Origin of the sequence: Mesorhizobium sp. WSM4904 (assembly GCF_029674545.1) — a bacterium.
Classification (GTDB): Bacteria; Pseudomonadota; Alphaproteobacteria; order Rhizobiales; family Rhizobiaceae; genus Mesorhizobium.
Map to the genome: position 1 here is coordinate 384,845 of NZ_CP121354.1, position 22,835 is coordinate 407,679.

Here is a 22,835-nt window from a genome sequence, read left to right on the forward strand (position 1 = left end):
GCTCAACTCCCGCGATAGGTCGAGTAGCCGTAAGGCGAAATCAAGAGGGGGACATGATAATGCCGCTCCTCCGCCATGCCGAAGCGGATCGGCACGATGTCGAGGAAAGCGGGCTCTGGCAGGCTGATGTCCTGCCTACGCAAATAGTCGCCGGCGGCGAAGACCAGCTCATATTCGCCGGTGCGGAAATCGGCGCCGGCAAGCAGCGGCGCATCGCAGCGGCCGTCAGCGTTGGTGGTGACGGTCTTCAGATGCGTGCGGCCCTGCCGCTCGATGCGGAAAAGCTCGATCGAGAGGCCCTTTGCCGGCCTGCCGGTCGCGGTGTCGAGCACGTGGGTCGTCAGACGCCCGCCATCGGCTTTCGACGTTTCTGCCACTGGCCGCCTCCCATTTCCAGTACGACCGATTGGCCGGTACAGTCGAACGTTTCAGGTCAATTGTGCGCCAATTAAAGGCGATGCATAAGTCCCGGTCGAGCGGAGTGCGGCAAAAAGCACTTTCAAAAATTTTCGGGGGAATGCTGAAGTACTCCTTTCGATATCTTCATCTCAACCATCGGGCAGGAGCGACCATGCGTTACGAACGGGACATGCGCGGTTACGGGGCCAATCCACCGGACCCGAAATGGCCCGGCGGCGCCTATGTCGCGGTGCAGTTCGTCGTCAACTACGAGGAAGGCGGCGAGAATTGCGTGCTGCACGGCGACAAGGCGTCCGAGGCGTTCCTGTCCGAGATCGTCGGCGCCGCTCCCTGGGTCGGCCAGCGCCACTGGAACATGGAATCGATCTACGAATACGGGGCCAGGGCCGGCTTCTGGCGGCTCCACCGGCTGTTCACCGAAGCCGAGGTGCCGGTGACCTGCTACGGCGTCGCCACCGCGCTCGCCCGCTCGCCCGACCAGGTCGTGGCGATGCAGCAGGCGGGCTGGGAGATTGCCTCGCATGGGCTGAAGTGGATCGACTATCGCGACCACAGCGCGGAGGACGAGCGGCGCGACCTCGAAGAGACGATCAGGCTGCATTACGAAGTGACCGGCGCGCGGCCGACCGGCTGGTACACCGGCCGCACCTCGGTCAACACCGTGCGGCTCGTCGCCGAGGAAGGCGGCTTCGACTATGTCTCCGACACCTATGACGACGAACTGCCTTACTGGTTCGACCGCGGCGGGCTGGAGAAGCCACAGCTCGTCATCCCCTACACGCTCGACGCCAATGACATGCGTTTCGCGACGCCTCAAGGGTTCAACTCGGGCGATCAGTTCTTCGCCTATCTGAAGGACAGCTTCGACACGCTCTATGCCGAGGGCAAGGCGGGGCGGCCGCGCATGATAAATATCGGCCTGCATTGCCGGCTGGTCGGCCGTCCGGGCCGCGTGGCGGCGCTGAAGCGCTTCGTCGACTATGTGAAGTCGCACGACAAGGTGTGGCTGACACGGCGCATCGATATCGCAAAACACTGGCGCGAGATGCATCCCTACCAGGCGCCGGCTTTGCGCCCATCGCGGATGGAGTTCGAGGAATTCGTCTACGCCTTCGGCGGCGTCTTCGAGCATTCGCCCTGGATAGCCGAGCGCGCCTACGAGCTGGAGCTTGGACCCGCGCATGACAGCGCCGGCGGCCTGCACAACGCGCTCTGCCGCGTCTTCCGCGCGGCGACCGAGGCCGAACGGCTCTCCGTGCTCAACGCCCACCCCGACCTCGCCGGCAAGCTGGCGGCGGCCAGGCGGCTGACCCCGGAATCGGCCAAGGAACAGGCCTCCGCCGGGCTCGACGCGCTGACCGACAAGGAGCGCGAGCTGTTCTCGAAGCTCAACGCCGCCTACGTCACCACCTTCGGCTTCCCCTTCATCATCGCGGTCAAGGGCAAGACCAAGGACGAGATCCTGGCGGAGTTCGAGGCGCGCATCGGCAACGGCCGCAGCAATGAGTTCGATACCGCCTGCAAACAAGTCGAGCGCATCGCCCTGCTTCGGCTGAAAGACATGCTCCCGTTATAGGCTTCAAGACATGGATATGATGAAAATGGCCGAGCGAACCTATTACGCGCCGCAAGGCGGCCATCCCGGCCAGCACGAGCTGCTGACCGGCCGCGCGGTCTTCACCGAGGCCTATGCGGTCATTCCCAAGGGTGTGATGCAGGACATCGTCACCAGCCCGCTGCCGTTCTGGGACAAGACGAGGGCATGGATCATCGCAAGGCCGCTCTCGGGCTTCGCCGAGACGTTTTCGCAATACATCGTCGAGGTCCTGCCCGGCGGCGGCAGCGATCGGCCGGAGCTCGACGCCGAGGCCGAGGGCGTGCTGTTCGTGGTGGAGGGCGAGCTCACCGTCTCGCTTGCCGGCAAGAAGAATGTGCTTGCCCCCGGCGGTTTCGCCTTCCTGCCGCCGGCGAGCGCCTGGACGGTGCGCAACGAGAGCGGCGATGCCGTCCGCTTCCACTGGATCCGCAAGGCCTATGAGGCGGTCGACGGCCTCGACGCGCCGGAAGCCTTCTTCACCAACGAGCAGCAGATCGAGCCGAGCCCGATGCCCGGCACCGAGGGACGCTGGGCGACGACGCGCTTCGTCGATCCGGCCGACATGCGCCACGACATGCATGTCACCATCGTCACGCTCAAACCCGGCGCGGTCATCCCCTTTGCCGAGACGCATGTCATGGAGCACGGGCTCTACGTGCTCGAAGGCAAGGCCGTCTACCGCCTCAATCAGGACTGGGTCGAGGTCGAGGCCGGCGACTTCATGTGGCTGCGCGCCTTCTGCCCGCAGGCCTGTTATGCCGGTGGCCCGGGCAACTTCCGCTACCTGCTCTACAAGGACGTCAACCGGCATGCCAAGCTCGGCGGCGCTGGTATCGGGGGTCGTGCGCGGTGACCCGCATCGTCGCCCAGAAGCTAACCCGCGATAACTTCGCTCCGTTCGGCGATGTCATCGACATGAGCGGCGACAACCGCTACCCGATCAATGGCGGCAAGGCGATGCGCTACCACGACCTCGCCACGGCGGAAGCCGCCGGGCCGAATGCGCGCGTGCTGATCTCGATGGTGCGCGGCACGCCCTACGAGATGCCGTTGAAGCTGACCATGGTCGAGCGCCATCCGCTCGGCAGCCAGGCTTTCATCCCGCTGTCGCCGCGCCCGTTCCTGGTGGTCGTCTGCCATGACACCAAGGACGGCCCCGGCGAGCCGCATGCCTTCATCACCGCGCCTGGGCAGGGCATCAACTATCGCCGCAACCTCTGGCACGGCGTGCTGACGCCGATCGGCGAGGAACAGGATTTCCTGATCGTCGACCGCGGCGGCGACGGCTCCAACCTCGAAGAGTGCCATTTCTCGCACCCTTACGAGATTCATCTTCCCTGAACGGCTGAATTCCTTCCATGACCGACATCTCGCTGATCGACCGTCTGCTCGACGTGATCGAGCAAGGCATCGTGCCGAAGACCGCCGAGGGCGTTGCCCACGGCAACAAGCTGTTCGGCGCCGCGATCCTGAGGAAGGACGACCGCACGCTGGTTCTCGCCGAGACCAACAACGAGATGGAAAATCCGCTCTGGCATGGCGAGGTGCACTGCCTGAAGCGCTTCTACGAGATGCCCAAGGCCGAGCGTGTCGACACCAAGGACGCGCTGTTCCTGGCCACTCACGAGCCATGCTCGCTCTGCCTGTCGGCGATCACCTGGACCGGCTTCGACAATTTCTACTACCTCTTCAGCCATGAGGACTCGCGCGACAGCTTCGCCATCCCGCATGACCTCAAGATCCTGAAGGAGGTCTTCACCCTCGATCCCGGCGGCTATAACGCCGAGAACGCCTATTGGAAGAGCTTTTCCATCCGAAAGCTGGTGCGCGCCTTGCCCGAAGCCGAGCGCAAGCGGCTGGAGGCAAGAATCGGCAGGATTTCGGCGCGCTACGATGAGCTGTCCAACGCTTACCAGGCCAGCAAGGCTGAGAATGACATTCCGCTGAACTGACGCGGCTTTTGCCTAGCCTACCTTCGCCTTCTTCAGAACCTCATTTATCCTGGCCTGCCAGCCCTTGCCCGTCGCCTTGAACTTGCTGATGACATCCTGATCAAGGCGGATGGACACGATCTGCTTGGGTTTCTCCGCGGCTGGCCGGCCACGAGCGCGCCTTATGCTCTCGAAAAGCTCCGGAAGCGCTTTCGCGAAAGGCGCGGCTTGCGCCAGTTGTTCATCGGTTGCCTCCGCATCGTCAGGGTCAGCAGCAATCTGTTTTTGAATTTCCGCCTCGTCCTCGTCGGTAAGCGGTCGAATGCGTCGTTTATGGGTGCTCATACGCTGACCTTTCCTTTCGGCTGGCACGACGCATCGAGATTACCGAAATCGCTTCGGAACCAAGCGGCTTGAAGATAACGGCGAGAATGGTCTGCCTGAACTCGCCAATCGCCATTAACCGGCCAGCCTTGGCTGGTAGAACGATTGAAGTCGCAAAAAAATCGAGATCGAGATCGGCGAAGTCTAGACCCCGGTTTTCGAGGTTCGTCACACGCTTCGGCTCATCCCAAACGATTTTCAGGCGAGATCATCCAGTGCGTCTGCGTCGGGCCAAAGTGAATAAACGTAATACATAAATTAGTGCAGCAGCGCAAGTTCAGAGTTAAATGATCGGGGCCGGTCTCAGCATCGTGACAGGTCGCATATTTCGCTGCGCCAGTCGCGAATAGCGTTGAAAGTCGTCGCCAGGCAAGGCGTTATGCGGCCCATGAAAACCGTCACCGATTTCCCCCGCAAGGTCGTCGAATTTCCCGATATGGGTATCGTCATGCCGGACGGCTGCCGGCTGTCGGCGCGCATCTGGATGCCTGAGGATGCGGCCGACAATCCCGTGCCGGCGATCCTCGAGCACCTGCCCTACCGCAAGCGCGACGGAACCATCTTCCGCGATGAGCTGACGCATCCCTATTTCGCCGGCCATGGCTACGCCTCGATCCGCGTCGACATGCGCGGCAACGGCGATTCCGAAGGGCTGATGGACGACGAATATTCCGAGCAGGAATTGCAGGACGCCTGCGACGTCATCGCCTGGGCGGCCGCGCAGCCGTGGTGCAACGGCAATGTCGGCATGATGGGCATCTCCTGGGGCGGCTTCAACTGCCTGCAGGTGGCGGCCAAACAGCCGCCGGCGCTGAAGGCGGTGATCAGCCTGTGCTCGACCGTCGACCGCTATGCCGACGACATCCACTACAAGGGTGGCTGCCTGCTGCTCGAAAATTTCGGCTGGGCCTCGACGATGCTCTCCTACTCGTCGCGGCCGCCGGATCCGGAAATCGCCGGCGGCAACCGCTGGCGCGACCTTTGGCTCAGCCGGCTGGAGAACCAGCCCTTCCTTCTGCCGCTCTGGCTCAGCCACCAGCATCGCGACGGCTACTGGAAACGCGGCTCGATCTGCGAGGATTTTTCCGCCGTTCATGTGGCCGTGCTGTCGATCGGCGGCTGGCATGACGGGTACCGCAACACGATCTCCAACCTCGTCACCAACATCCGGTCGCCGGTCAAAGGCATCGTCGGTCCCTGGATCCACAAATACCCGCATTACGCGGGACCCAATCCTGCCATCGGCTTCCTGCAGGAGGCATTGCGCTGGTGGGATCGCTGGCTGAAGGGTGCGGCGACCGGCGTCGAGGCGGACCCGGACTACCGCGCCTATGTGATGGACAGCGTGCGGCCGGCCCGCTGGCACCCGGAGCGGCCGGGCCGCTGGATTGCGGAACAGGAATGGCCGTCGTCCAACATCAAGGTGCAGGCGATCGGGCTCATTGCCGACGGCGCCAAGCCGGCAATCGTCGCCACGCCGCAAAACTGCGGACTGGCCGGCGGCGAGTATTTTCCCTTCACCTTCGGTCCCGAGCTGCCGGGCGACCAGCGCCCCGACGACGCGCTTTCGGTGTGTTTCGACCAGCCGGAACTCGCCGAGGCGATCGACATCGTCGGCGCGCCGGAGCTTGACATCAGGGTTGCCGCGGACCGCCGTCAGGCCAACATCGCGGTGCGGCTCTGCGACGTGCATCCCGACGGCGCCTCGGAACTGATTTCCTATGGCGTGCTCAATCTCACCCATCGCAACTCGCATGAATTCCCGGAAGCGCTGGTGCCGGGCGAGGCGGTCTCGGCGCGCGTCGTGCTCGACCAGTGCGCCTACCGGGTGCCGGCGGGCCACAAACTGCGCATTGCCGTCTCAAATGCCTACTGGCCGATGATCTGGCCGTCGCCTGAGCCGGTGAGGCTCGAATTGGCGGCGGCAACGCTCAAGCTGCCGTTGCGCCCGCTGGCGAAAGGCGACGAGGTTTCCTTCGCCGAACCGGAAGGCGCGACACCCTGGGCGACCGAGACGATCAGGCCCGCCAATTCGGAACGGCACATCGACCGCAACGAGAAGACCGGGGTCGTCACGCTTTCCATAACCGACGATTTCGGCGAGGTGCGCGACCTTGCGCATGGGCTCGTCCATGGCAGCATCGTCCGGGAGATTTGGGCGATCCATCCCGACGATCCGGAATCCGCCACCGGCAGCACGCACTGGACGCAGACCTTCTCGCGAAATGAGTGGTCGGTGCGCACCGAAACTTTTGCCGACATGCGCTGCGACGCGCAAAACTTCGTTCTCAGCGCCAGGATCGAGGCCTATGAGGGCAACAAACTGGTGTTCGAGCGCGATTTCGAGCAGGCGATTCCACGCGCCCTCGTCTGACCGCTGACAAGATTGGGCCAATTGCGACGCGCCATTTACGCCACGGCATGTCGCATTCGGTCTTGCCTGCTGCTTTCCGTTGCGGTCATTATCTCCTCCAACAAGTAGAAACGACCATAAGGTCGGACCATCAGAGTGAGGAACCCATAATGACAAACGAACTCGACTATCTCAGCCGTCGCGTCGCCGCCGGCAAGCTCAGCCGTCGCGACTTCCTTGGCCGTGCCGCCGCGCTCGGCGTCGCGGCACCCTTCGCCAATTCGCTGCTTTCGAGCGCGGCCCGCGCCGCCGGCCCGGTCAAGGGCGGCACGCTGAAGGCCGGCCTGGTCGGCGGTGAATCCACCAACAGCCTCGATCCGGCGCTGATGATGACGCAGGTGCCCTTCGCCTTCGGCAAGTGCTGGGGCGAAATGATCGTCGAGCTTTCCCCCGACGGCAAGCTCGAGAACCGCATCGCCGAGGAGATCGGCTCTTCGGACGACGCCAAAGTCTGGACGCTGAAGATCCGCGACGGCGTCGAATTCCACAACGGCAAGACCGTGACTGCCGAGGACGTCGCCGCGACGCTCGAACGTCATTCGGACGAGAAGTCTAAGTCCGGCGCGCTGGGCTACATGAAAGGCATCGAGACCATCAAGGCCAGCGGCAAGGAAGTGGTGCTGACGCTCAAGGAGCCGAATGCCGACCTTCCGTATCTGCTCAGCGACTATCACCTGATCGTCCAGCCGAATGGCGGCAAGGACAAGCCCGATGCCGGCATCGGCGCCGGTCCCTACAAGGTCAAGGTCAACGAGCCCGGCGTGCGCCATGTCGGCGAGCGGTTCGCCAATTACTGGCAGGGCGACAAGATGGGCCATGCCGACCAGGTCGAAGTCGTCGTCATCAACGACGCGACGGCGCGCACGGCGGCCTTGCAGGGCGGCCAGGTCAACATGATCAACCGCGTCGAGCCGAAGATCGTCGACCTGATCAAGCGCGTGCCGGGCGTCACCATCCGCAACCACTCCGGTCCCGGCCACTACGTGTTCATCATGCACTGCAACACGGCGCCGTTCGACAACAACGACCTCAGGATGGCGCTGAAACTGGCGATCGACCGCGAGGAGATGCTGAACAAGGTGCTGCGCGGCTACGGCTCGCTCGGCAACGACTTCCCGATCAATGCATCCTATCCGCTGTTCACCGAGATCGAGCAGCGCAAATACGATCCGGACAAGGCCAAGTTCCACTACAAGAAGTCGGGCCATGACGGCTCCATCCTGCTCCGGACCTCGGACGTGGCATTCCCGGGCGCCGTCGACGCGGCACAGCTTTACCAGCAGAGCGCGGCCAAGGCCGGCATCAAGCTCGAGATCAAGCGCGAGCCGGGCGACGGCTACTGGAACGAGGTCTGGAACAAGCAGCCCTTCTGCGCCTCCTATTGGGGCGGCCGCTCGACCCAGGACCAGATGTACTCGACAGCCTACCTGTCGTCGGCCGACTGGAACGACACGCGTTTCAAGCGTCCGGACTTCGACAAGATGGTGCTTGCGGCGCGCGCAGAGCTCGATGAGGCCAAGCGCAAGCAGATGTACCACGACATGGCCGTCATGGTGCGCGACGAGGGCGGCCTGATCCTGCCGATGTTCAATCAGTTCATCGACGCCACGGGGCCGAAAGTCGCGGGCTGGGTGGAGGATCCGCATCAGGAGCTTTGCAACGGCTACGCTTTGGCGAAGTGCTGGCTCGAAGCCTGAGCACGGCCTTGCGGAGATGTCCTCACCCATCGTGAAACTGGTGGCCCAGCGCATTGCGCTGGGCATCCTCCTTCTGCTGGCCGTTTCGGTCCTGATCTTCGCCGGTACGCAGATCCTGCCCGGCGATGTCGCGCAAGCCATTCTCGGACAATCGGCGACGCCGGAGTCGCTGGCCAACCTGCGCGAGCAGCTCGGGCTCAACCAGCCCGCCTATATCCGCTACTTCCACTGGCTGGGCGGGGTGCTCACCGGCGACCTCGGCACGGCCATGTCGAGCGGGCAGGACATCGCGACATCGATCAAGGAACGGCTGTGGAACACGCTTTTCCTGGCCTTCTGGGCGGCGATCGTCGCCATTCCGCTGGCGATCACGCTGGGCCTTATCGCGGTTCGCTATCGCAATGGCTGGGTCGACAAGCTGATCTCAGGCGTGGCGCTCGCCTCGACTTCCTTCCCGGAGTTCTTCATCGGCTATCTGCTGGTCTTCTATTTCGCAGTCCAGCACCAGTGGTTCCCCGCGATCTCCACCGTCTACGACGGAATGTCTCTCGGCGAACGCCTGCAGGCGATCGCGCTGCCGGCGGCGGCTCTGACGCTTGTGGTGCTCGCCCACATGATGCGCATGACGCGCGCGGCGATCCTCAACGTCATGCAGTCGGCCTATGTCGAGACGGCGGAGCTCAAGGGGCTCTCGGCCTTCGCGGTCATCCGCAAGCACGCGTTCCCGAATGCGATCGCGCCGATCATCAACGTCGTGATGCTGAACCTCGCCTATCTGGTGGTCGGCGTCGTCGTGGTCGAGGTGATTTTCGTATATCCGGGCATGGGCCAGTATCTCGTCGACCACGTCACCAAACGCGACGTTCCCGTCGTGCAGGCGGTCGGCCTGATCTTCGCGGCCGTCTATATCAGCCTCAACATCATCGCGGACATCGCGGCGATCGTCGCCAATCCGCGGCTCAGGCATCCGAAGTAAAGGGAGGCGGCGGATATGCTCGACATCAGACGCATTCCCCTGCCTTCGCTGATCGGCCTGGTGCTGACGGCGCTGTTCGTGCTGGCGGCAATCTTCGCGCCGCTGATCGCGCCGCACGGCAACGGCGAGATCGTCGGCGATGTCTGGGAGACGATGTCGTCGGCGCATTGGCTGGGCACCGACAATCTCGGCCGCGATCTCTTGTCCCGCATGATCTATGGCGCACGCATCACGCTGTTCATCGCGGTGCTGGCGACGGCGCTCTCCTTTTCGCTCGGCGCCATCCTCGGCTTTTCGGCGGCGGTGTTCGGCGGCTGGTACGACACGGTCCTGTCGCGTCTCGTCGACCTCTTGATGTCGATCCCGACCCTGATCATGGGCCTCGTCGTGCTGTCGGTGCTGCCGTCCAACCTGGTGACGCTGATCCTGGTCATGGGCATCCTCGACTCGACCCGCGTCTATCGCCTGTCGCGCGCGGTGGCGGTCGACATCAACGTCATGGACTATGTCGAAGCCGCCAAGCTGCGCGGCGAAGGCAGCGGCTGGATCATCTTCCGCGAGATCCTGCCCAATGCGCTATCGCCGCTGGTCTCGGAACTCGGCCTGCGCTTCATCTATGCCGTGCTTTTCCTGTCGACGCTCTCCTTCCTCGGCCTCGGCGTGCAGCCGCCGGACGCCGACTGGGGCGGCATGGTGAAGGAAAACAAAGACGGCATCGTTTTCGGCATTCCGGCGGCGCTCATCCCGGCGGCAGCGATCGCGGCGCTGGCGATCTCCGTCAACCTCGTCGCCGACTGGGTGCTCAACCGCACGACCAGCCTGAAGGGAGGGCGCGGGTAATGGCTGACAGCAAAGCGAATTCCGGCCGGCTCCTCGACATCCGCAATCTGCGCATCGAGGCGACCGTCTATCCGCCCGGCGAGGCGCCGAAGACGATCACCCTGGTCCACGACGTCTCGCTGACGCTGGAGAAGGGCAAGGTGCTCGGCCTGATCGGCGAGTCCGGCGCCGGCAAGTCGACCATCGGCCTGTCGTCGATGGGCTACGGCCGTGGCGGCGTACGCATCACCGGCGGCGAGGTCATCCTCAACGGCCGCGATATCCTGAAGGGCGGCAAGGACGGCTTGCGCAAGCTTCGCGGCCGCGAAGTGTGCTATGTCGCGCAGTCGGCGGCGGCGGCCTTCAATCCGGCCCACCGGCTGATGGATCAGGTGGTGGAGGCCGCGCTCCTGCACGGCACGGCGACCCGGGCGGAAGCCGAGAAACGCGCCGTCGCGCTGTTCAAGAAGCTCAGCCTGCCCAACCCCGAAACCATTGGCGAGCGCTTCCCGCATCAGGTCTCCGGCGGCCAGTTGCAGCGCGTGATGACGGCGATGGCGCTCTGCTCCGAGCCTGACCTGATCGTCTTCGACGAGCCGACCACGGCGCTCGACGTGACGACGCAGATCGACGTGCTGGCGGCGATTAAGGACGCCATCCGCGACACTCATGTCGCGGCTCTATACATCACCCACGACCTCGCCGTCGTCGCGCAGGTGTCGGACGAGATCATGGTGCTGCGCCATGGCCGGCTGGTCGAGTGGGGCGGCACGCGACAGATCATCAAGGAGCCGCGCCAGGAATACACCAACGCGCTCGTCTCCGTGCATGAGATCGAGCACCAGGAGCAGCAGCCCGGCACAGCGCCGGTGCTGTCGGTGAAGAACGTGACGGCCGCCTATGGCGGCGGCCACGTCAAGGTGCTGAAGAACGTCTCGGTCGATATCCATCCGGGCCAGACGCTGGCCGTCGTCGGCGAGAGCGGTTCCGGCAAATCGACGCTGGCGCGCGCCATCACCGGACTGCTGCCGCCGGAGCAAGGCAGCGTCGTCTTCGACGGCCGCACGCTCGCCAACCGGCTGGCCGACCGGCCGAAGGAAGACCTGCGCCAATTGCAGATGATCTACCAGATGGCCGACGTGGCGATGAACCCGCGCCAGACCGTGGGCACCATCATCGGCCGGCCGCTGGAGTTCTATTTCGGCATGAAGGGCCGCGAACGCGACAAGCGCGTCGCCGAGCTGCTCGACGAGATCGAGATGGGCAAGGGCTTCGTCGACCGCTATCCGGCCGAGCTTTCCGGTGGTCAGAAGCAGCGCGTCTGCATCGCCCGCTCGCTCGCCGCCAAGCCGAAGCTGATCATCTGCGACGAGGTGACGTCGGCGCTCGACCCGCTGGTCGCGCACGGCATCCTCAAGCTGCTCCTCAATTTGCAGCAGATCGAGAAGGTGGCCTATCTCTTCATCACCCATGATCTTGCGACGGTGAAGTCGATCGCCGACTCCATCGCGGTGATGTATCGCGGCGAGGTGGTGCGCTACGGCTCCAAGAGCAAGGTGCTGACGCCGCCCTTCGACGCCTATACCGACCTTCTGTTGTCCTCCGTCCCCGAAATGGAGATCGGCTGGCTGGAAAAGGCGATCGCGGGCCGGCGCATGGAGAGCGCGGGCAACTGAAGCGCGTCGCGATCTTTCAGATTCGCTCCATGCGCTTTAGGTTTTTGATTTTACGCATGTCTCCCGAAACCGGTTCCCACTTTCGGGAGACATGCTTTAAGCTGGTTTCCTCTTCTCTTCGCTTCTGAGCCTTGGCCGGATCGGCCAAGGCTCCGATGCTGATCTCTCCCGCAAGACCGCATGGAATTGCCTGTGGCGCTCACTTCCAAACTGCTGCTCATCATCCTCGACGGCGTGCCCTACCGGAACTGGCGCCGGCTGATGGGCAATCTCGAAGGCTGGGTGCAGTCCGGCGAGGCGCAGGTGTGGAAGATGCGCTCCGTGCTGCCGTCAACCTCGGCCTGCTGCTACGCCTCGATCCATACCGGGGTCACGCCGCAGGTGCATGGCATCCTGTCCAACGAGAACCGGTTCCGCGTCGAGCAGCCGGACATCTTCTCGGAGGTCAGCAAGGCCGGCGGCAAGACGGGCGCGGTAACGCATTCCTACTGGTCGGAATTCTTCCGCTCCCATCCGTTCGACCTCGTCGAGGACATGGAATTCGACGAGCCTGGCGGGCCGATCACGCATGGCCGCTTCCACACCATGACCGGATACAATCTCAAGAACCAGATGACGCCGAGCGATGTCGACCTGTTCGCGACGCTGACGATGCTGACCCGCCGCCACGGCATCGACTACGGCATCCTGCACACCTGCACGCTGGACTCGATGGGCCATCGCTTCGGCCATGATTGCCACGAGATGGACCATGCCTGCTACGCGATGGACGGCATGCTCGCCGCCTTCCTGCCCGGCTGGCGCGAAGCCGGCTACGAAGTGATCGTCACCGCCGACCACGGCCAGACGGACCGCGGCCATCACGGCGGCCATGACGACGAGATGCAGGATTTCGCGCTATACTATTTGGGCCCCGGCAAAGGTCCTGCGGCCGACACGCTGCTCGACCAGTTGCAGCTCGCGCCGACGGTGCTGAGCCGGCTCGGCGTGGGAATACCGGCGACGATGACGGCGAAGGTGTTTTTGGTTTAGCTCCCCCTTTTCCGCCCGCAAGGGCGAAGATTGGCAGCTTCGATGTCGGCGTTCTTGCAACATTGGAGATTGGCGAAGGCCAAGCAACTTCGTCATCCACGGGCGGAGCGGGAGCGAAGCGGACGCGCAGACCCGAGGATCCATTCCGTGACCTCGCGCGAAGGGTGCAACGGAGAAAGATTCTGCAACGAGATCAACGCCTTGACGTCACGGAATGGATCCTAGGGTCTGCGCCGCGTCGCTTCGCTCCTTGCTTCGCCCTAGGATGACGACGCGATAGGCGTCTCGGCTTGTCCCCTCACAAGGGGAGAAGGAAAGGCGCCCCACTGGCAACACTCCCTTTCTTCGGTTAGCCTCCGAAAAATCCTTGGCGGAGGGTGAACCTTTTTGGACCGATCAGCGACAGAGCCACGAGGAGCCAGGCGGCTCGACCGGCCATGAACGCGGCGACCGAAACCGATCGCGTGCTTGTCGATCGGGTCGCGAAGGGCGACCGGGCCGCCGTGCGGCTCCTGTTCATGCGTCACCACGCGCGGATCTACCGCTTCGTGGCGCGCCAGACGGGATCGGAAATGATGGCCGACGATATCACCAACGAGGTCTTTCTCGAGCTGTGGCGCCAGGCGCCGGGCTTCGAAGGCCGCTCCGAAGTCTCGACCTGGCTGCTCGGCATCGCGCGTTTCAAGGCACTGTCGTCGCTGCGCAAGAAGAAGGAAGACTGGATCGACGACGATGACGCGGCGCAGGTCCCCGACAGCGCCGACACGCCGGAAGTCGTCACCATGAAGGAGGACAAGGCCGCCGCCTTGCGCCGCTTCGTCGATGCCTTGCCGGAAGAACACCGCACGGTGATCGATCTCGCCTATTACCATGGCCAGTCGGTGACCGAGATCGGCGAAGTGCTCGACATCCCGGTCGCGACCGTCAAGACGAGGATGTTCTACGCCCGTAAGAAACTCGGCGAGGCGCTCAAGGCCGCCGGTTACGACAGGGGGTGGCCATGAGCGCCGCTGAAAAGATGTCGCGCCGCGACGAGATGGAGACGCTGCTGCCGTTCTACCTGAACGGCTCGCTGGAAGGCGCCGAGTTGGAGGCCGTCGAGGAATGGCTGGCCTCCGATCCGGCGGCGATGGCAGCCCTTGGCGAGGCGGAGGCCGAATTCTCCGGCACCGCCGCCGCCAACGAGGCGATCCGGCCGCCGGCCGATGCGCTCTCCCGCTTTGCCAGGGCGCTCGACGCCGAGGCCGGCCCGGTGCGCGCGCCCGCCGGCCAATCGTGGCTCGCCAGGGTTTTCGGCAAGATCACGGCGATACCCGCCGGCGTCGCCTGGGCGGCGGCCGCGGCGCTGCTTGCGCTGGTCGTGGTGCAGTCCTTCGAGCAGCCGGGCGGCAAGGGCAATGACTTCGAGGTGGCCGGCGCCCAGGACGACCTCGCCAAGCTGCCCTTCGCCCTGGTGAAGTTCAAGCCGGACGCCAAGATGGCGGACATCGCCGTCTTCCTCGGCCAGAACGGGCTGAAGATCGCCGGCGGGCCGACTGCCGACGGCGTGTTCCGCGTGACAATTCCGGCCAGCACCGCAGCCGACTACGACAAGCTCTTCGGCCTTGTTGCCGCCCAGCCTTTCGCGGAGGCTGTGCTGCAGGGAAGGAAACCGGCCGATGGCGGCTAAGGCGGTCGTTCTTCATGCGGCGCTCCTGGCGGCGGCGACATTTGTCGCCGCGCCCGCCGTTGCACAGACCAACGACCCGAATCTTTCGCAGAAGCAGATCGACTGCCTCAATGGCAAGACTGCGGCCGGCGCCGATTGCGACAAGGACAGCGGCGGCAGAGACGATGGCGGCAAGCCTGGCGCGGGCACGACGACCGGTGCCGTGTTCTTGCCGGCGCTGATCGTCGACCTGTTCCCGAATCCGCCGGCCGGTCCGGCAACGCCCAATCCCCCGAATGGGACGTCGCCGTCGGCCGGTCCCGCCAATACGCCGACACCGGCTCCCGCGCCGAGCGGACCTGTCACGCCGCCCACCGGGCTCAATGTCGCCGCGCCGCCGCGTGCGGTCAGCGGCGAATTCGTGCCCGACGAGGTGCTGGTGACGGTCGCCGGCGATGCCGGCGCGGTGCAGCAGATCGCCACCGCCTTCGGCCTGCAGGTGCGCTCTGAGCGCCAGTCGCGGCTGCTGGGCGGCACGCTGGTGCGCTTCGGCATTCCCGACGGGCGCCCGGTCGGCGTGGTGCTGGCGCAGCTTGCCGCCGACGGCCGCACGCAGCGGCGCGAGCCCAACCACATCTATTCGCTGCAGCAGGCAGCCGGGATCGTGAACTACGCCTTTGACCGCATCGCGCTCGATTCAAAACAGGCGAGCGGCGAGAATGTGCGCATCGCCGTCATCGACACCGGCATCGACGACACCAACCCGGCGCTGAAGGGCGTGATCGCCGACCAATTCGACGCCATGCCGAACGTGCCGATCGAGAAGCGCGACCACGGCACCTCGGTCGACGGGCTGATCGCCGGCGTCGGCGCGCTGGAAGGCATGGCGCCCGGCGCCAGGATCTACCACGCGCGCGCCTTCGAGGGCGGCAAGTCGACCATGGACGTCATCCTGTCGGCGCTCGACTGGGCGGCGAGCCAGGACGTGCGCATCATCAATATGAGCTTCGTCGGCCCGAAGAACGACCTGCTCGGCACCGCCTGCCGCAATGCGCGGGCGCTCGGCATGGTGCTGGTCGCGGCGGCCGGCAACAACGGGCCGAAGGCGCCCTACGGCTATCCGGCCGCCTTCGATGGCGTCATCGCCGTGACCGCCACCGACGCCAAGGACGGGCTGATGCCGCAGGCCAATCGCGGTGCCTACGTCTTCATCTCGGCGCCGGGCGTGGAAATGGTGGCGCCGAGCGGCGCCGGCTCCGACGTGGTGACCGGCACCTCCTTCGCCGCCGCGATCGTGTCCGGCGCCATCGCCAATCTCATTCATGCCGCGCCCGGCCGCTCGGCCGACGAAATCGAGAGGGCGCTTGCCGCCACCGCGAAGGATCTCGGCCCGAAGGGGCGGGACAATGATTTCGGCTATGGCCTGCTGGACATCAAGGCGGCCGGGGCGGCGAGGGAATAGGTTCTCCTCATCTCGATCTTAGCCAATCCCCAGCATCGAAGGGACATGGCGCCACGGCCGGAGCTGCTATCTCCCTCCTTGAGGGGGAGATGGCCGGCAGGCCAGAGGGGGTCGGTCCGACCGGGCTCGACCTGCTGGTACAGATAGAAGTTGGCGCTCTACGCGCGGCGACCCCCTCTGTCGCCTTCGGCGACATCTCCCCCTCAAGGGCATATGCGCTAAGATAGCTTTGGCATGGCTTGAAATTTGCGTTTTCGCGGTGGCTCACGCCAACGATGCCGCAAGGCATGGAGATTTTGGCGCAAGCTTGCCAAGCGAGGCTGAGTAAAGATCGCTGCGATCAGCGAGGCGACGATCTGGCGGGTGGCGCGCCACAGCAGCGGGCGCCCGTCGCTCAAGGGGGAGAGACACCCAACTCCTGCGAGAGGGGTTCGGTCACAAGCGCGATGAGGAAGTGGGCAAGAATCCAAGGCTTTGCGATCCTTGGGTCTTTGGCGGGAGGCGCGCGCAGCCCGATCAGGCTCTTCAGACGCTTGAAGGCGAGCTCGATGCGCCAGCGCATGCGATAGAGCTTGAGAACCGTGCCGGCGGGAAACTCCTGCCGGTCAAGCGAGGTCACAAGGATGACGAAGCCGGCCGCAATCAGCGTCTCGGGTCGAACCTTGTTGCCCTTGGCCTTGGCTTCCTTGTTGATTTTGCGCCGCGCTTCTTGTGCCGCTGCCTCGGATTTGCGCAAGGCGATCAGGCGCATCTTCACAGGCTCGCCCTTCTTGAGGGCCAACCGGACAGGCGTTTCGAAGACTTCCTCGCGGCGGCTCTCCAGGTAGCCGATGAGATCGAACGCCTTGCCGTTGGCGTCGAGCCATCGCGCATTCTTCCACGACGCGCGCACGACAACGTCGCCGCCTTGCGCCATGACCCTTGCGATCCGCTCGGCCTGCAGATAGGCGCGGTCGCCGATGCGGATCTCGCCCGCCACCACCGGCACGCGGTCGATCAGCTCGGCCTCGCTTTGGTCGGTGATCTCGAGGAAATCGAACTGCTCGCGCTCAAGCTCGAAGGCGCAGTGCATGCGCCAAAGGCCATTGTTCTTCTTCTCATGCGCACCGGCCTTGGCAACCGCCGTCGCATCGAGGATGCGGATCAGCCGGCCCTTGGCCAAGCCTTTTTCCTCGCGCTTCAAAAGATGCCCAATCAACTGCTGCAGCCACGGCCCTGCATTGCGCAGCCGGCCGAGCAAGGCCACGTCCGAGATGTCGGCAATCCCGCTCGCCGCCGCCCAGGCCACGACGCCCCGCATGCCCACCTTGCCAAGGCAGTAAGCCAATGTCAGGCGCAACAGATCGCACGCCGACCGGATACCCCGCGGTCGCAGGAACGCCTTCGTCTCGCGCGCACTTCCTGCGATCAACTCTTCGCCGCCGAGAAGCGCAATCGTCTCGGCCCAGCCGTCATCAACAAGTGATTCGTGTGTCATCCTCAGCGTAGAATCACAACCGATTCCGCGCTGCAACACCTATCTTAGCGCCTATGCCCTCAAGGGGGAGATTACGGCGTCGCCCCGTCGCCAATCTACCGCACGATCCTATCCCGGCGCGCCGGCCACCGATCCCCTCACCACCAGATCGACCGGCCAGACTTCGCCTCGCTTCCCCTCTTCCAGCCCGGAGATGCGCGCCGCGAGGCGCTCGGCGACGCGGGCGCCGGCGAGGCGGATCGAGGAGCGCGTGGTCGACAGCGGCACCGGGAAATTTTCGGGCCGCAGCCAGGGGAAGACGTCGTCGTGAGCGACCAGCGACAGATCCCCCGGAATGGTCAGGCCGAGATCGCGCACGGCGCGCACCACGCCCAGCGCCATGATCAGACTGGAGCAGACGATCGCCGTCGGCGGCTCGCTTTGCTCGAGCAGGCGGCGGGCGGCGTGATAGCCGTTTTCTTCGGTCATCGTCAGCGAGCAGATGTGGCGTTCGCCAAGTGTAAGCCCGCTCGCGGCAAGCGCCCGGCGCACGCCGCGCTCGCGATGGATGGCGAAAGTCTCGCGGTCGTCGCCATTGATCAGCGCCAGCCGCTTGTGACCGAGCTGGACGAGAAGCCTCGCCGCCTCGTGGAAGGCGCCCTCATTGTCGATGTCGAGATACGGGTAGTCGAAATCGAAACCCTCGCTGCGACCGTGGACGATGAAGGGGATGCCCAGCGTGTTGACCAGCGCCAGCCGCCGGTCGGCGGGGCGCGGCGAGGAGATGTAGACGGCATCGACCTGACGGTTGGCGACGATACGCCGGTAGGTGGTCTCCTGGTCGTCGGCATCGGCGGGCGAGAGCACGAGGTCGAGTTCGTGCGAGCGGGCATAGTCGCCGAGGCCGGAGAGGAACTCGACGAAATGCGGATCGATGTCGACGGTGTTGCCGGTCGGCAGCACATAGCCGATCATGCCCGATTTGCCGGTGGCCAGCCGCCGCGCGCTGGGGTTCGGCCGGTAGCCATGGCGCTTGGCGGCATCCATCACGCGGCGCCGCGTCTCCTCGTTGACCTCCGGGTAGCCGTTCAGCGCGCGGCTTACCGTGGTCTGCGAAAGCGACAGCATGTGCGAGAGTTGCTTGAGGTTCATCGGAGGCCTCCAGCCTCAAAGCGCTTTAAATTTGAATCGATCCGATGACGACTGGCGATGCCGCCAGACGGAATGACCTTAGTGTCGGCAAAAGGCAGTTTGAAGCAAAAATTGCTGCTGCAGCGCCAAAAAAGCATGCTGCAATGCACTTTCTCGCCAGTCGCGAAGAAATTTAAATCGATTAGTGCCGCAACCCTCTTGACTTCCGGCCAATTCAATGGCGAGATCGACAAAGCCAAAGCGCTTTGGAAGACTCTCCGAAAGGTTGCGGTTGCCTTCTCGCTGAGTCACAGTTCCGCGGGCGTCGGCGGACGAGATGGAGGTTTCGTCCGAACTGTTTGACCACTGGGAGGAATTGCGATGAAGAAAATGCTTCTCTTGGGCGCCGCGTTCGCCGCGCTCGCCTTCAGCCTGCCGGCGCAAGCCGAACTGAAGTTCAAGCCGGGCGAGGACCCGCGTTTCCACTGGGCGAACTACGACGAGCTCAAGAAAGTCGATCTCAAGGGCGAGACGCTGACCATCTTCGGGCCGTGGCGCGGCGAGGACGAGGGCCTGGTGCGCACCGTTCTGGAATATTTCCAGGAAGCCACCGGCGCCGAGATCAAATACTCCTCGTCGGAGAATTACGAACAGCAGATCGTCATCGACACCCAGGCCGGCAGCCCGCCCAACATCGCCGTGCTGCCGCAGCCAGGCCTCATCCAGGACCTCGCTTCCAAGGGCCTGCTCACTCCGCTCGGCGACGACACCGCCAAATGGGTGAAGGACAATTACGGCGCCGGCCAGTCATGGGTCGACCTCGGCACCTTCAAGGACAAGGACGGCAAGCCAGGCTTCTTCGCCTTCCCCTACAAGGCCGACGTGAAGTCGCTGGTCTGGTACTCGCCGGACAATTTCGAGGAAGCCGGCTACAAGGTGCCGAAGACGCAGGAAGAACTCGCCGACCTCGAGAAGAAGATCATCGCCGACGGCGGCAAGCCCTGGTGCATCGGCCTCGGCTCCGGCGGCGCCACCGGCTGGCCGGCGACCGACTGGGTCGAGGACATCATGCTGCGCACGCAGACCCCCGAAGTCTACGACAAGTGGGTGAAGAACGAGATCCCGTTCAACGATCCGGCCGTGGTCAACGCCATCGACATCTTCGGCAAGATCGCCACCGATGACAAGATGGTCGACGGCGGCGCCAAGGCGGTCGCGGCGACCGACTTCCGCGACAGCCCGAAGGGGCTCTTCTCGGTGCCGCCGAAATGCTACATGCACAAGCAGGCCTCGTTCATTCCGACCTTCTTCCCGCAGGGCACCAAGATCGGCCAGGACGCCGACTTCTTCTACTATCCGCCCTATGCCTCCAAGCCCGATCTCGGCACGCCCGTGCTCGGCGCCGGCACGCTGGTCATGATCACCAAGGACTCCAAGGGCGCGCGTGCCTTCATCGACTTCCTGAAGATGCCGCTGGCGCACGAGATCTGGATGGCGCAGGGCGGCTTCGTGACGCCGTACAAGGCGGTGAACAAGGAAGCCTATGCCAGCGAAGCGCTGAAGAAGCAGGGCGACATCCTGGCCAACGCCTCGACGTTCCGCTTCGACGGCTCGGACCTGATGCCCGGCAAAATCGGCGCGGGCTCCTTCTGGACCGGCATGATCGACCTGGTCGGCGGCAAGTCCGCCCAGGACGTCGCCACCGACATCCAGAAGAGCTGGGATGCCATTAAGTAAGCCGCCGGACGCGGCTGAACTCAGACCTTATTGATCCTCCTACTGGATCCGGGCCACGGCCCGGATCCGACCGGCGGTCCACGCCGGAAGCCTTCGCGTTCGATTGTTCCGGATAATGCATGTCGCCCAAAAGTGCGCAGCGGTTTTGGAGAGACGACATGCATCAAAACAGAGACTTAAAGCGCATGGAGCGAACTTGAAAGATCGCGGCGCGCTTTAAGTACAATCGGTGCATCCAATCGCCAGGACTTGCCTGGCCGGTCATGCGCAAGGAGAGGGACCTATGGCGGCTCAGATTTTCTCGGCCATATTCGTCATCATCATCGGCGTCGGCGGCTGTATCGCCTATTTCTGGGGCGCCAACAAACTGCTCGACGTCGTCTTCCCGTCGCGCGGCGTCTCCGGCACTGCCGCCGTCGACAATCTGCGCCGGCAGGGGCTGGTCCGGCCGTGGCTTTTCGTCGGGCCGGCGATGATCATCCTCACCATCTACCTGATCTACCCGGTCGTCGAGACGCTGAGGCTATCCTTCCTCGACCGCGGCGGTGCGAGCTTCGTCGGCCTCGCCAACTACGAATGGGCGTTCGGCGATCGCGAGTTTCGCAACTCGATCCTCAACAACATCATCTGGCTCGCCGTGGTGCCTGCCGCATGCACCTTCCTCGGGCTTGTCATCGCCGTGCTCACCGACAAGATCTGGTGGGGCACGATCGCCAAGAGCCTGATCTTCCTGCCGCTGGCGATCTCCTTCGTCGGCGCCAGCGTGATCTGGAAATTCATCTATGAGTATCGCGGTGAAGGCCAGGTCCAGATCGGCCTGCTCAATTCCATCATCCAGTATTTCGGCGGCCAGCCGCAAGTGTGGATATCGCTGCCCTTCTGGAACAACTTCTTCCTGATGGTCATCCTGATCTGGATCCAGACCGGCTTCGCCATGGTGATCCTATCCTCGGCGCTGCGCGGCATTCCTGAGGAGACGATCGAAGCCGCGGTCATCGACGGCGCCAATCCGTTCCAGATCTTCTGGAAGATCATGGTGCCGCAGATCTGGGGCACGATCGCCGTTGTCTGGACCACCATCACCATCCTGGTGCTGAAGGTGTTCGACATCGTGCTGACGATGACCAACGGCCAATGGAATAGCCAGGTGCTCGCCAACCTGATGTTCGACTGGATGTTCCGCGGCGGCGGCGACTTCGGGCGCGGCGCGACCATCGCCATCATCATCATGATCGCGGTCATTCCGATCATGGTCTGGAACATCCGCCAGGCCAACAAAGAGACGGGAGGGCACTGAGATGACCGCCAAGACCGGAAAGTCCTTTGCCAGCCGCTTCGGCGTCCACATTGCGGTGCTCGTCTTCGTGGCGATCTGGACCGTGCCCACGCTCGGCATCCTCGTCTCGTCGCTGCGCGACAAGGACCAGATCATCGCGTCCGGCTGGTGGAATTCCTTCGCCAGTTCCAGCCAGACCGAAGCCGGACGGCTGCCGGCCGCTTCGGCGCAGGCGCAGAAGGACGGCAAATACGTCATCGAGGGCAATATCTTCGGCGACGGCGCCAAGCGCAACATCAGCGCCTTCGGCGTCAAGTCGTCGGCGCCGACACAATACGCGGCCGGAACGGCCGCCGATCTCGGCGACGGCGTCACCTTGCAGATGAATGCCGACGGCAGCTTCGTTCTTTCCTCGCCTAAGGCCTTCGAGGGCGAGCGCGGCCAGCGCGTCTATTTCGCCTCGTCGGCACCGCCGAAGTTCACCACCGACAATTACAAGACCGTGCTGTTCTCGGAAGGCATCGGCCGCTCCTTCATGAACTCGCTGACGGTGACCATTCCCTCGACGGTCATCCCGATCCTGATCGCCGCATTCGCGGCCTATGCGCTGGCCTGGATGCGCTTTCCCGGCCGGGCGCTCTTGATCGCCGTCATCATCGGTCTGCTGGTGGTGCCGCTGCAGATGTCGCTGATCCCGCTGTTGAAACTCTACAATGGCGTCGGCAGCTTCTTCGGCGTGCCGTCGAAGACCTATCTCGGCATCTGGCTGGCGCATACCGGCTTCGGCCTTCCCTTCGCCATCTATCTGCTCAGGAGCTACATCGCCGGCCTGCCGCGCGAGATCATGGAATCGGCGCGCATCGACGGCGCCAGCGACTTCGAGATCTTCGTCAAGATCGTGCTGCCGCTGTCCTTCCCGGTGCTCGCCTCTTTCGCCATCTTCCAATTCCTGTGGGTATGGAACGATCTTCTGGTGGCGATGGTTTTCCTCGGCACCGAGGCCGATCAGATCGTGCTGACGGCCAAGCTCAACGCGCTGCTCGGCTCGCGCGGCGGCGACTGGGAGATCCTGACGACGTCGGCCTTCGTGACCATCATCGTGCCGCTGATCGTCTTCTTCTCGCTGCAGCGCTATTTCGTCCGCGGGCTGCTTGCCGGCTCGGTGAAAGGAGGTTGAGAC

The 22,835-nt window shown here is 64.1% G+C and carries 22 protein-coding genes; 17 read left to right on the forward strand and 5 right to left on the reverse strand.

What is annotated here, in order from left to right:
• Nucleotides 1-2: 2 nt before the first annotated feature.
• Nucleotides 3-377, reverse strand: a complete 375-nt coding sequence (gene uraH, locus QAZ47_RS01770; protein ID WP_278232296.1) for a hydroxyisourate hydrolase — start codon at nt 375-377, stop codon at nt 3-5.
• A 194-nt stretch (nt 378-571) separates the two neighbouring features.
• Here uraH and puuE point away from each other — a divergent pair, with 194 nt between their 5' ends.
• From puuE to QAZ47_RS01790, 4 genes are read left to right on the forward strand one after another with little or no spacing between them, the layout of a single operon-like run.
• Nucleotides 572-1,996, forward strand: a complete 1,425-nt coding sequence (gene puuE, locus QAZ47_RS01775) for an allantoinase PuuE (protein ID WP_278232297.1) — start codon at nt 572-574, stop codon at nt 1,994-1,996.
• A gap of 10 nt (nt 1,997-2,006) precedes the next feature.
• Nucleotides 2,007-2,870 carry a bifunctional allantoicase/(S)-ureidoglycine aminohydrolase gene (locus tag QAZ47_RS01780; protein ID WP_278205264.1) on the forward strand — a complete coding sequence of 288 codons (864 nt, stop codon included), beginning with the start codon at nt 2,007-2,009 and terminating at the stop codon, nt 2,868-2,870.
• Nucleotides 2,867-3,358 (forward strand): ureidoglycolate lyase, encoded by a 492-nt coding sequence (locus QAZ47_RS01785; protein ID WP_278232298.1) that lies wholly within the window; start codon nt 2,867-2,869, stop codon nt 3,356-3,358. The genes QAZ47_RS01780 and QAZ47_RS01785 overlap by 4 nt, the downstream gene beginning before the upstream one ends.
• A 17-nt stretch (nt 3,359-3,375) precedes the next feature.
• Nucleotides 3,376-3,969: a nucleoside deaminase gene (locus QAZ47_RS01790; protein ID WP_278232299.1), complete on the forward strand. Its 594-nt coding sequence runs from the start codon at nt 3,376-3,378 to the stop codon at nt 3,967-3,969.
• 12 nt (nt 3,970-3,981) lie between these two features.
• Here QAZ47_RS01790 and QAZ47_RS01795 read toward each other — a convergent pair whose 3' ends face one another.
• Both QAZ47_RS01795 and QAZ47_RS01800 read right to left on the reverse strand, forming a co-directional pair.
• Entirely contained in the window at nt 3,982-4,293 is a 312-nt protein-coding gene (locus QAZ47_RS01795) for a BrnA antitoxin family protein (RefSeq protein ID WP_278232300.1), read from the reverse strand.
• Nucleotides 4,280-4,534 (reverse strand): BrnT family toxin, encoded by a 255-nt coding sequence (locus QAZ47_RS01800; RefSeq protein WP_278233752.1) that lies wholly within the window; start codon nt 4,532-4,534, stop codon nt 4,280-4,282. Before QAZ47_RS01800 ends, QAZ47_RS01795 begins: the two co-directional genes overlap by 14 nt.
• A gap of 186 nt (nt 4,535-4,720) precedes the next feature.
• On the opposite strand from QAZ47_RS01800, the gene QAZ47_RS01805 reads away from it, so the two are divergent.
• The 9 genes from QAZ47_RS01805 to QAZ47_RS01845 all read left to right on the forward strand — a co-directional run bounded on the left by QAZ47_RS01805 (nt 4,721) and on the right by QAZ47_RS01845 (nt 16,055).
• Nucleotides 4,721-6,706 carry a CocE/NonD family hydrolase gene (locus QAZ47_RS01805; protein WP_278232301.1) on the forward strand — a complete coding sequence of 662 codons (1,986 nt, stop codon included), beginning with the start codon at nt 4,721-4,723 and terminating at the stop codon, nt 6,704-6,706.
• A gap of 149 nt (nt 6,707-6,855) precedes the next feature.
• Entirely contained in the window at nt 6,856-8,442 is a 1,587-nt protein-coding gene (locus tag QAZ47_RS01810; protein WP_278232302.1) for an ABC transporter substrate-binding protein, read from the forward strand.
• A gap of 16 nt (nt 8,443-8,458) precedes the next feature.
• Nucleotides 8,459-9,418 carry an ABC transporter permease gene (locus QAZ47_RS01815; RefSeq protein ID WP_278075125.1) on the forward strand — a complete coding sequence of 320 codons (960 nt, stop codon included), beginning with the start codon at nt 8,459-8,461 and terminating at the stop codon, nt 9,416-9,418.
• Between the two features lie 15 nt (nt 9,419-9,433).
• Entirely contained in the window at nt 9,434-10,258 is an 825-nt protein-coding gene (locus QAZ47_RS01820; RefSeq protein WP_278205271.1) for an ABC transporter permease, read from the forward strand.
• On the forward strand, nt 10,258-11,913 hold the full coding sequence (locus tag QAZ47_RS01825) for an ABC transporter ATP-binding protein (protein WP_278232303.1): 1,656 nt from the start codon (nt 10,258-10,260) through the stop codon (nt 11,911-11,913). The genes QAZ47_RS01820 and QAZ47_RS01825 overlap by 1 nt, the downstream gene beginning before the upstream one ends.
• Nucleotides 11,914-12,093: 180 nt before the next feature.
• On the forward strand, nt 12,094-12,945 hold the full coding sequence (locus tag QAZ47_RS01830; RefSeq protein WP_278232304.1) for an alkaline phosphatase family protein: 852 nt from the start codon (nt 12,094-12,096) through the stop codon (nt 12,943-12,945).
• 437 nt (nt 12,946-13,382) lie between these two features.
• Complete coding sequence (locus tag QAZ47_RS01835; RefSeq protein WP_278205274.1) at nt 13,383-13,949, forward strand: sigma-70 family RNA polymerase sigma factor; 567 nt, start codon at nt 13,383-13,385, stop codon at nt 13,947-13,949.
• Entirely contained in the window at nt 13,946-14,614 is a 669-nt protein-coding gene (locus QAZ47_RS01840; RefSeq protein ID WP_278232305.1) for an anti-sigma factor, read from the forward strand. Before QAZ47_RS01835 ends, QAZ47_RS01840 begins: the two co-directional genes overlap by 4 nt.
• Nucleotides 14,604-16,055, forward strand: a complete 1,452-nt coding sequence (locus tag QAZ47_RS01845; RefSeq protein ID WP_278232306.1) for a S8 family serine peptidase — start codon at nt 14,604-14,606, stop codon at nt 16,053-16,055. Before QAZ47_RS01840 ends, QAZ47_RS01845 begins: the two co-directional genes overlap by 11 nt.
• 394 nt (nt 16,056-16,449) lie before the next feature.
• On the opposite strand, the gene QAZ47_RS01850 is transcribed toward QAZ47_RS01845, so the two are convergent.
• Both QAZ47_RS01850 and QAZ47_RS01855 read right to left on the reverse strand, forming a co-directional pair.
• Nucleotides 16,450-17,532: a transposase gene (locus QAZ47_RS01850; RefSeq protein WP_278230985.1), complete on the reverse strand. Its 1,083-nt coding sequence runs from the start codon at nt 17,530-17,532 to the stop codon at nt 16,450-16,452.
• Nucleotides 17,533-17,640: 108 nt separating this feature from the next.
• On the reverse strand, nt 17,641-18,663 hold the full coding sequence (locus QAZ47_RS01855; RefSeq protein WP_278232307.1) for a substrate-binding domain-containing protein: 1,023 nt from the start codon (nt 18,661-18,663) through the stop codon (nt 17,641-17,643).
• 81 nt (nt 18,664-18,744) lie between these two features.
• On the opposite strand from QAZ47_RS01855, the gene QAZ47_RS01860 reads away from it, so the two are divergent.
• The 4 genes from QAZ47_RS01860 to QAZ47_RS01875 all read left to right on the forward strand — a co-directional run bounded on the left by QAZ47_RS01860 (nt 18,745) and on the right by QAZ47_RS01875 (nt 22,832).
• Nucleotides 18,745-19,005 carry a hypothetical protein gene (locus tag QAZ47_RS01860; RefSeq protein WP_278232308.1) on the forward strand — a complete coding sequence of 87 codons (261 nt, stop codon included), beginning with the start codon at nt 18,745-18,747 and terminating at the stop codon, nt 19,003-19,005.
• Nucleotides 19,006-19,023: 18 nt separating this feature from the next.
• Nucleotides 19,024-20,379, forward strand: coding sequence for an ABC transporter substrate-binding protein (locus tag QAZ47_RS01865; protein ID WP_278232309.1), 1,356 nt, complete (start codon nt 19,024-19,026; stop codon nt 20,377-20,379).
• A gap of 283 nt (nt 20,380-20,662) precedes the next feature.
• Nucleotides 20,663-21,676, forward strand: a complete 1,014-nt coding sequence (locus QAZ47_RS01870) for a sugar ABC transporter permease (protein WP_278232310.1) — start codon at nt 20,663-20,665, stop codon at nt 21,674-21,676.
• Between the two features lies 1 nt (nt 21,677).
• Nucleotides 21,678-22,832, forward strand: coding sequence for a carbohydrate ABC transporter permease (locus QAZ47_RS01875; protein WP_278205284.1), 1,155 nt, complete (start codon nt 21,678-21,680; stop codon nt 22,830-22,832).
• Nucleotides 22,833-22,835: the final 3 nt, after the last annotated feature.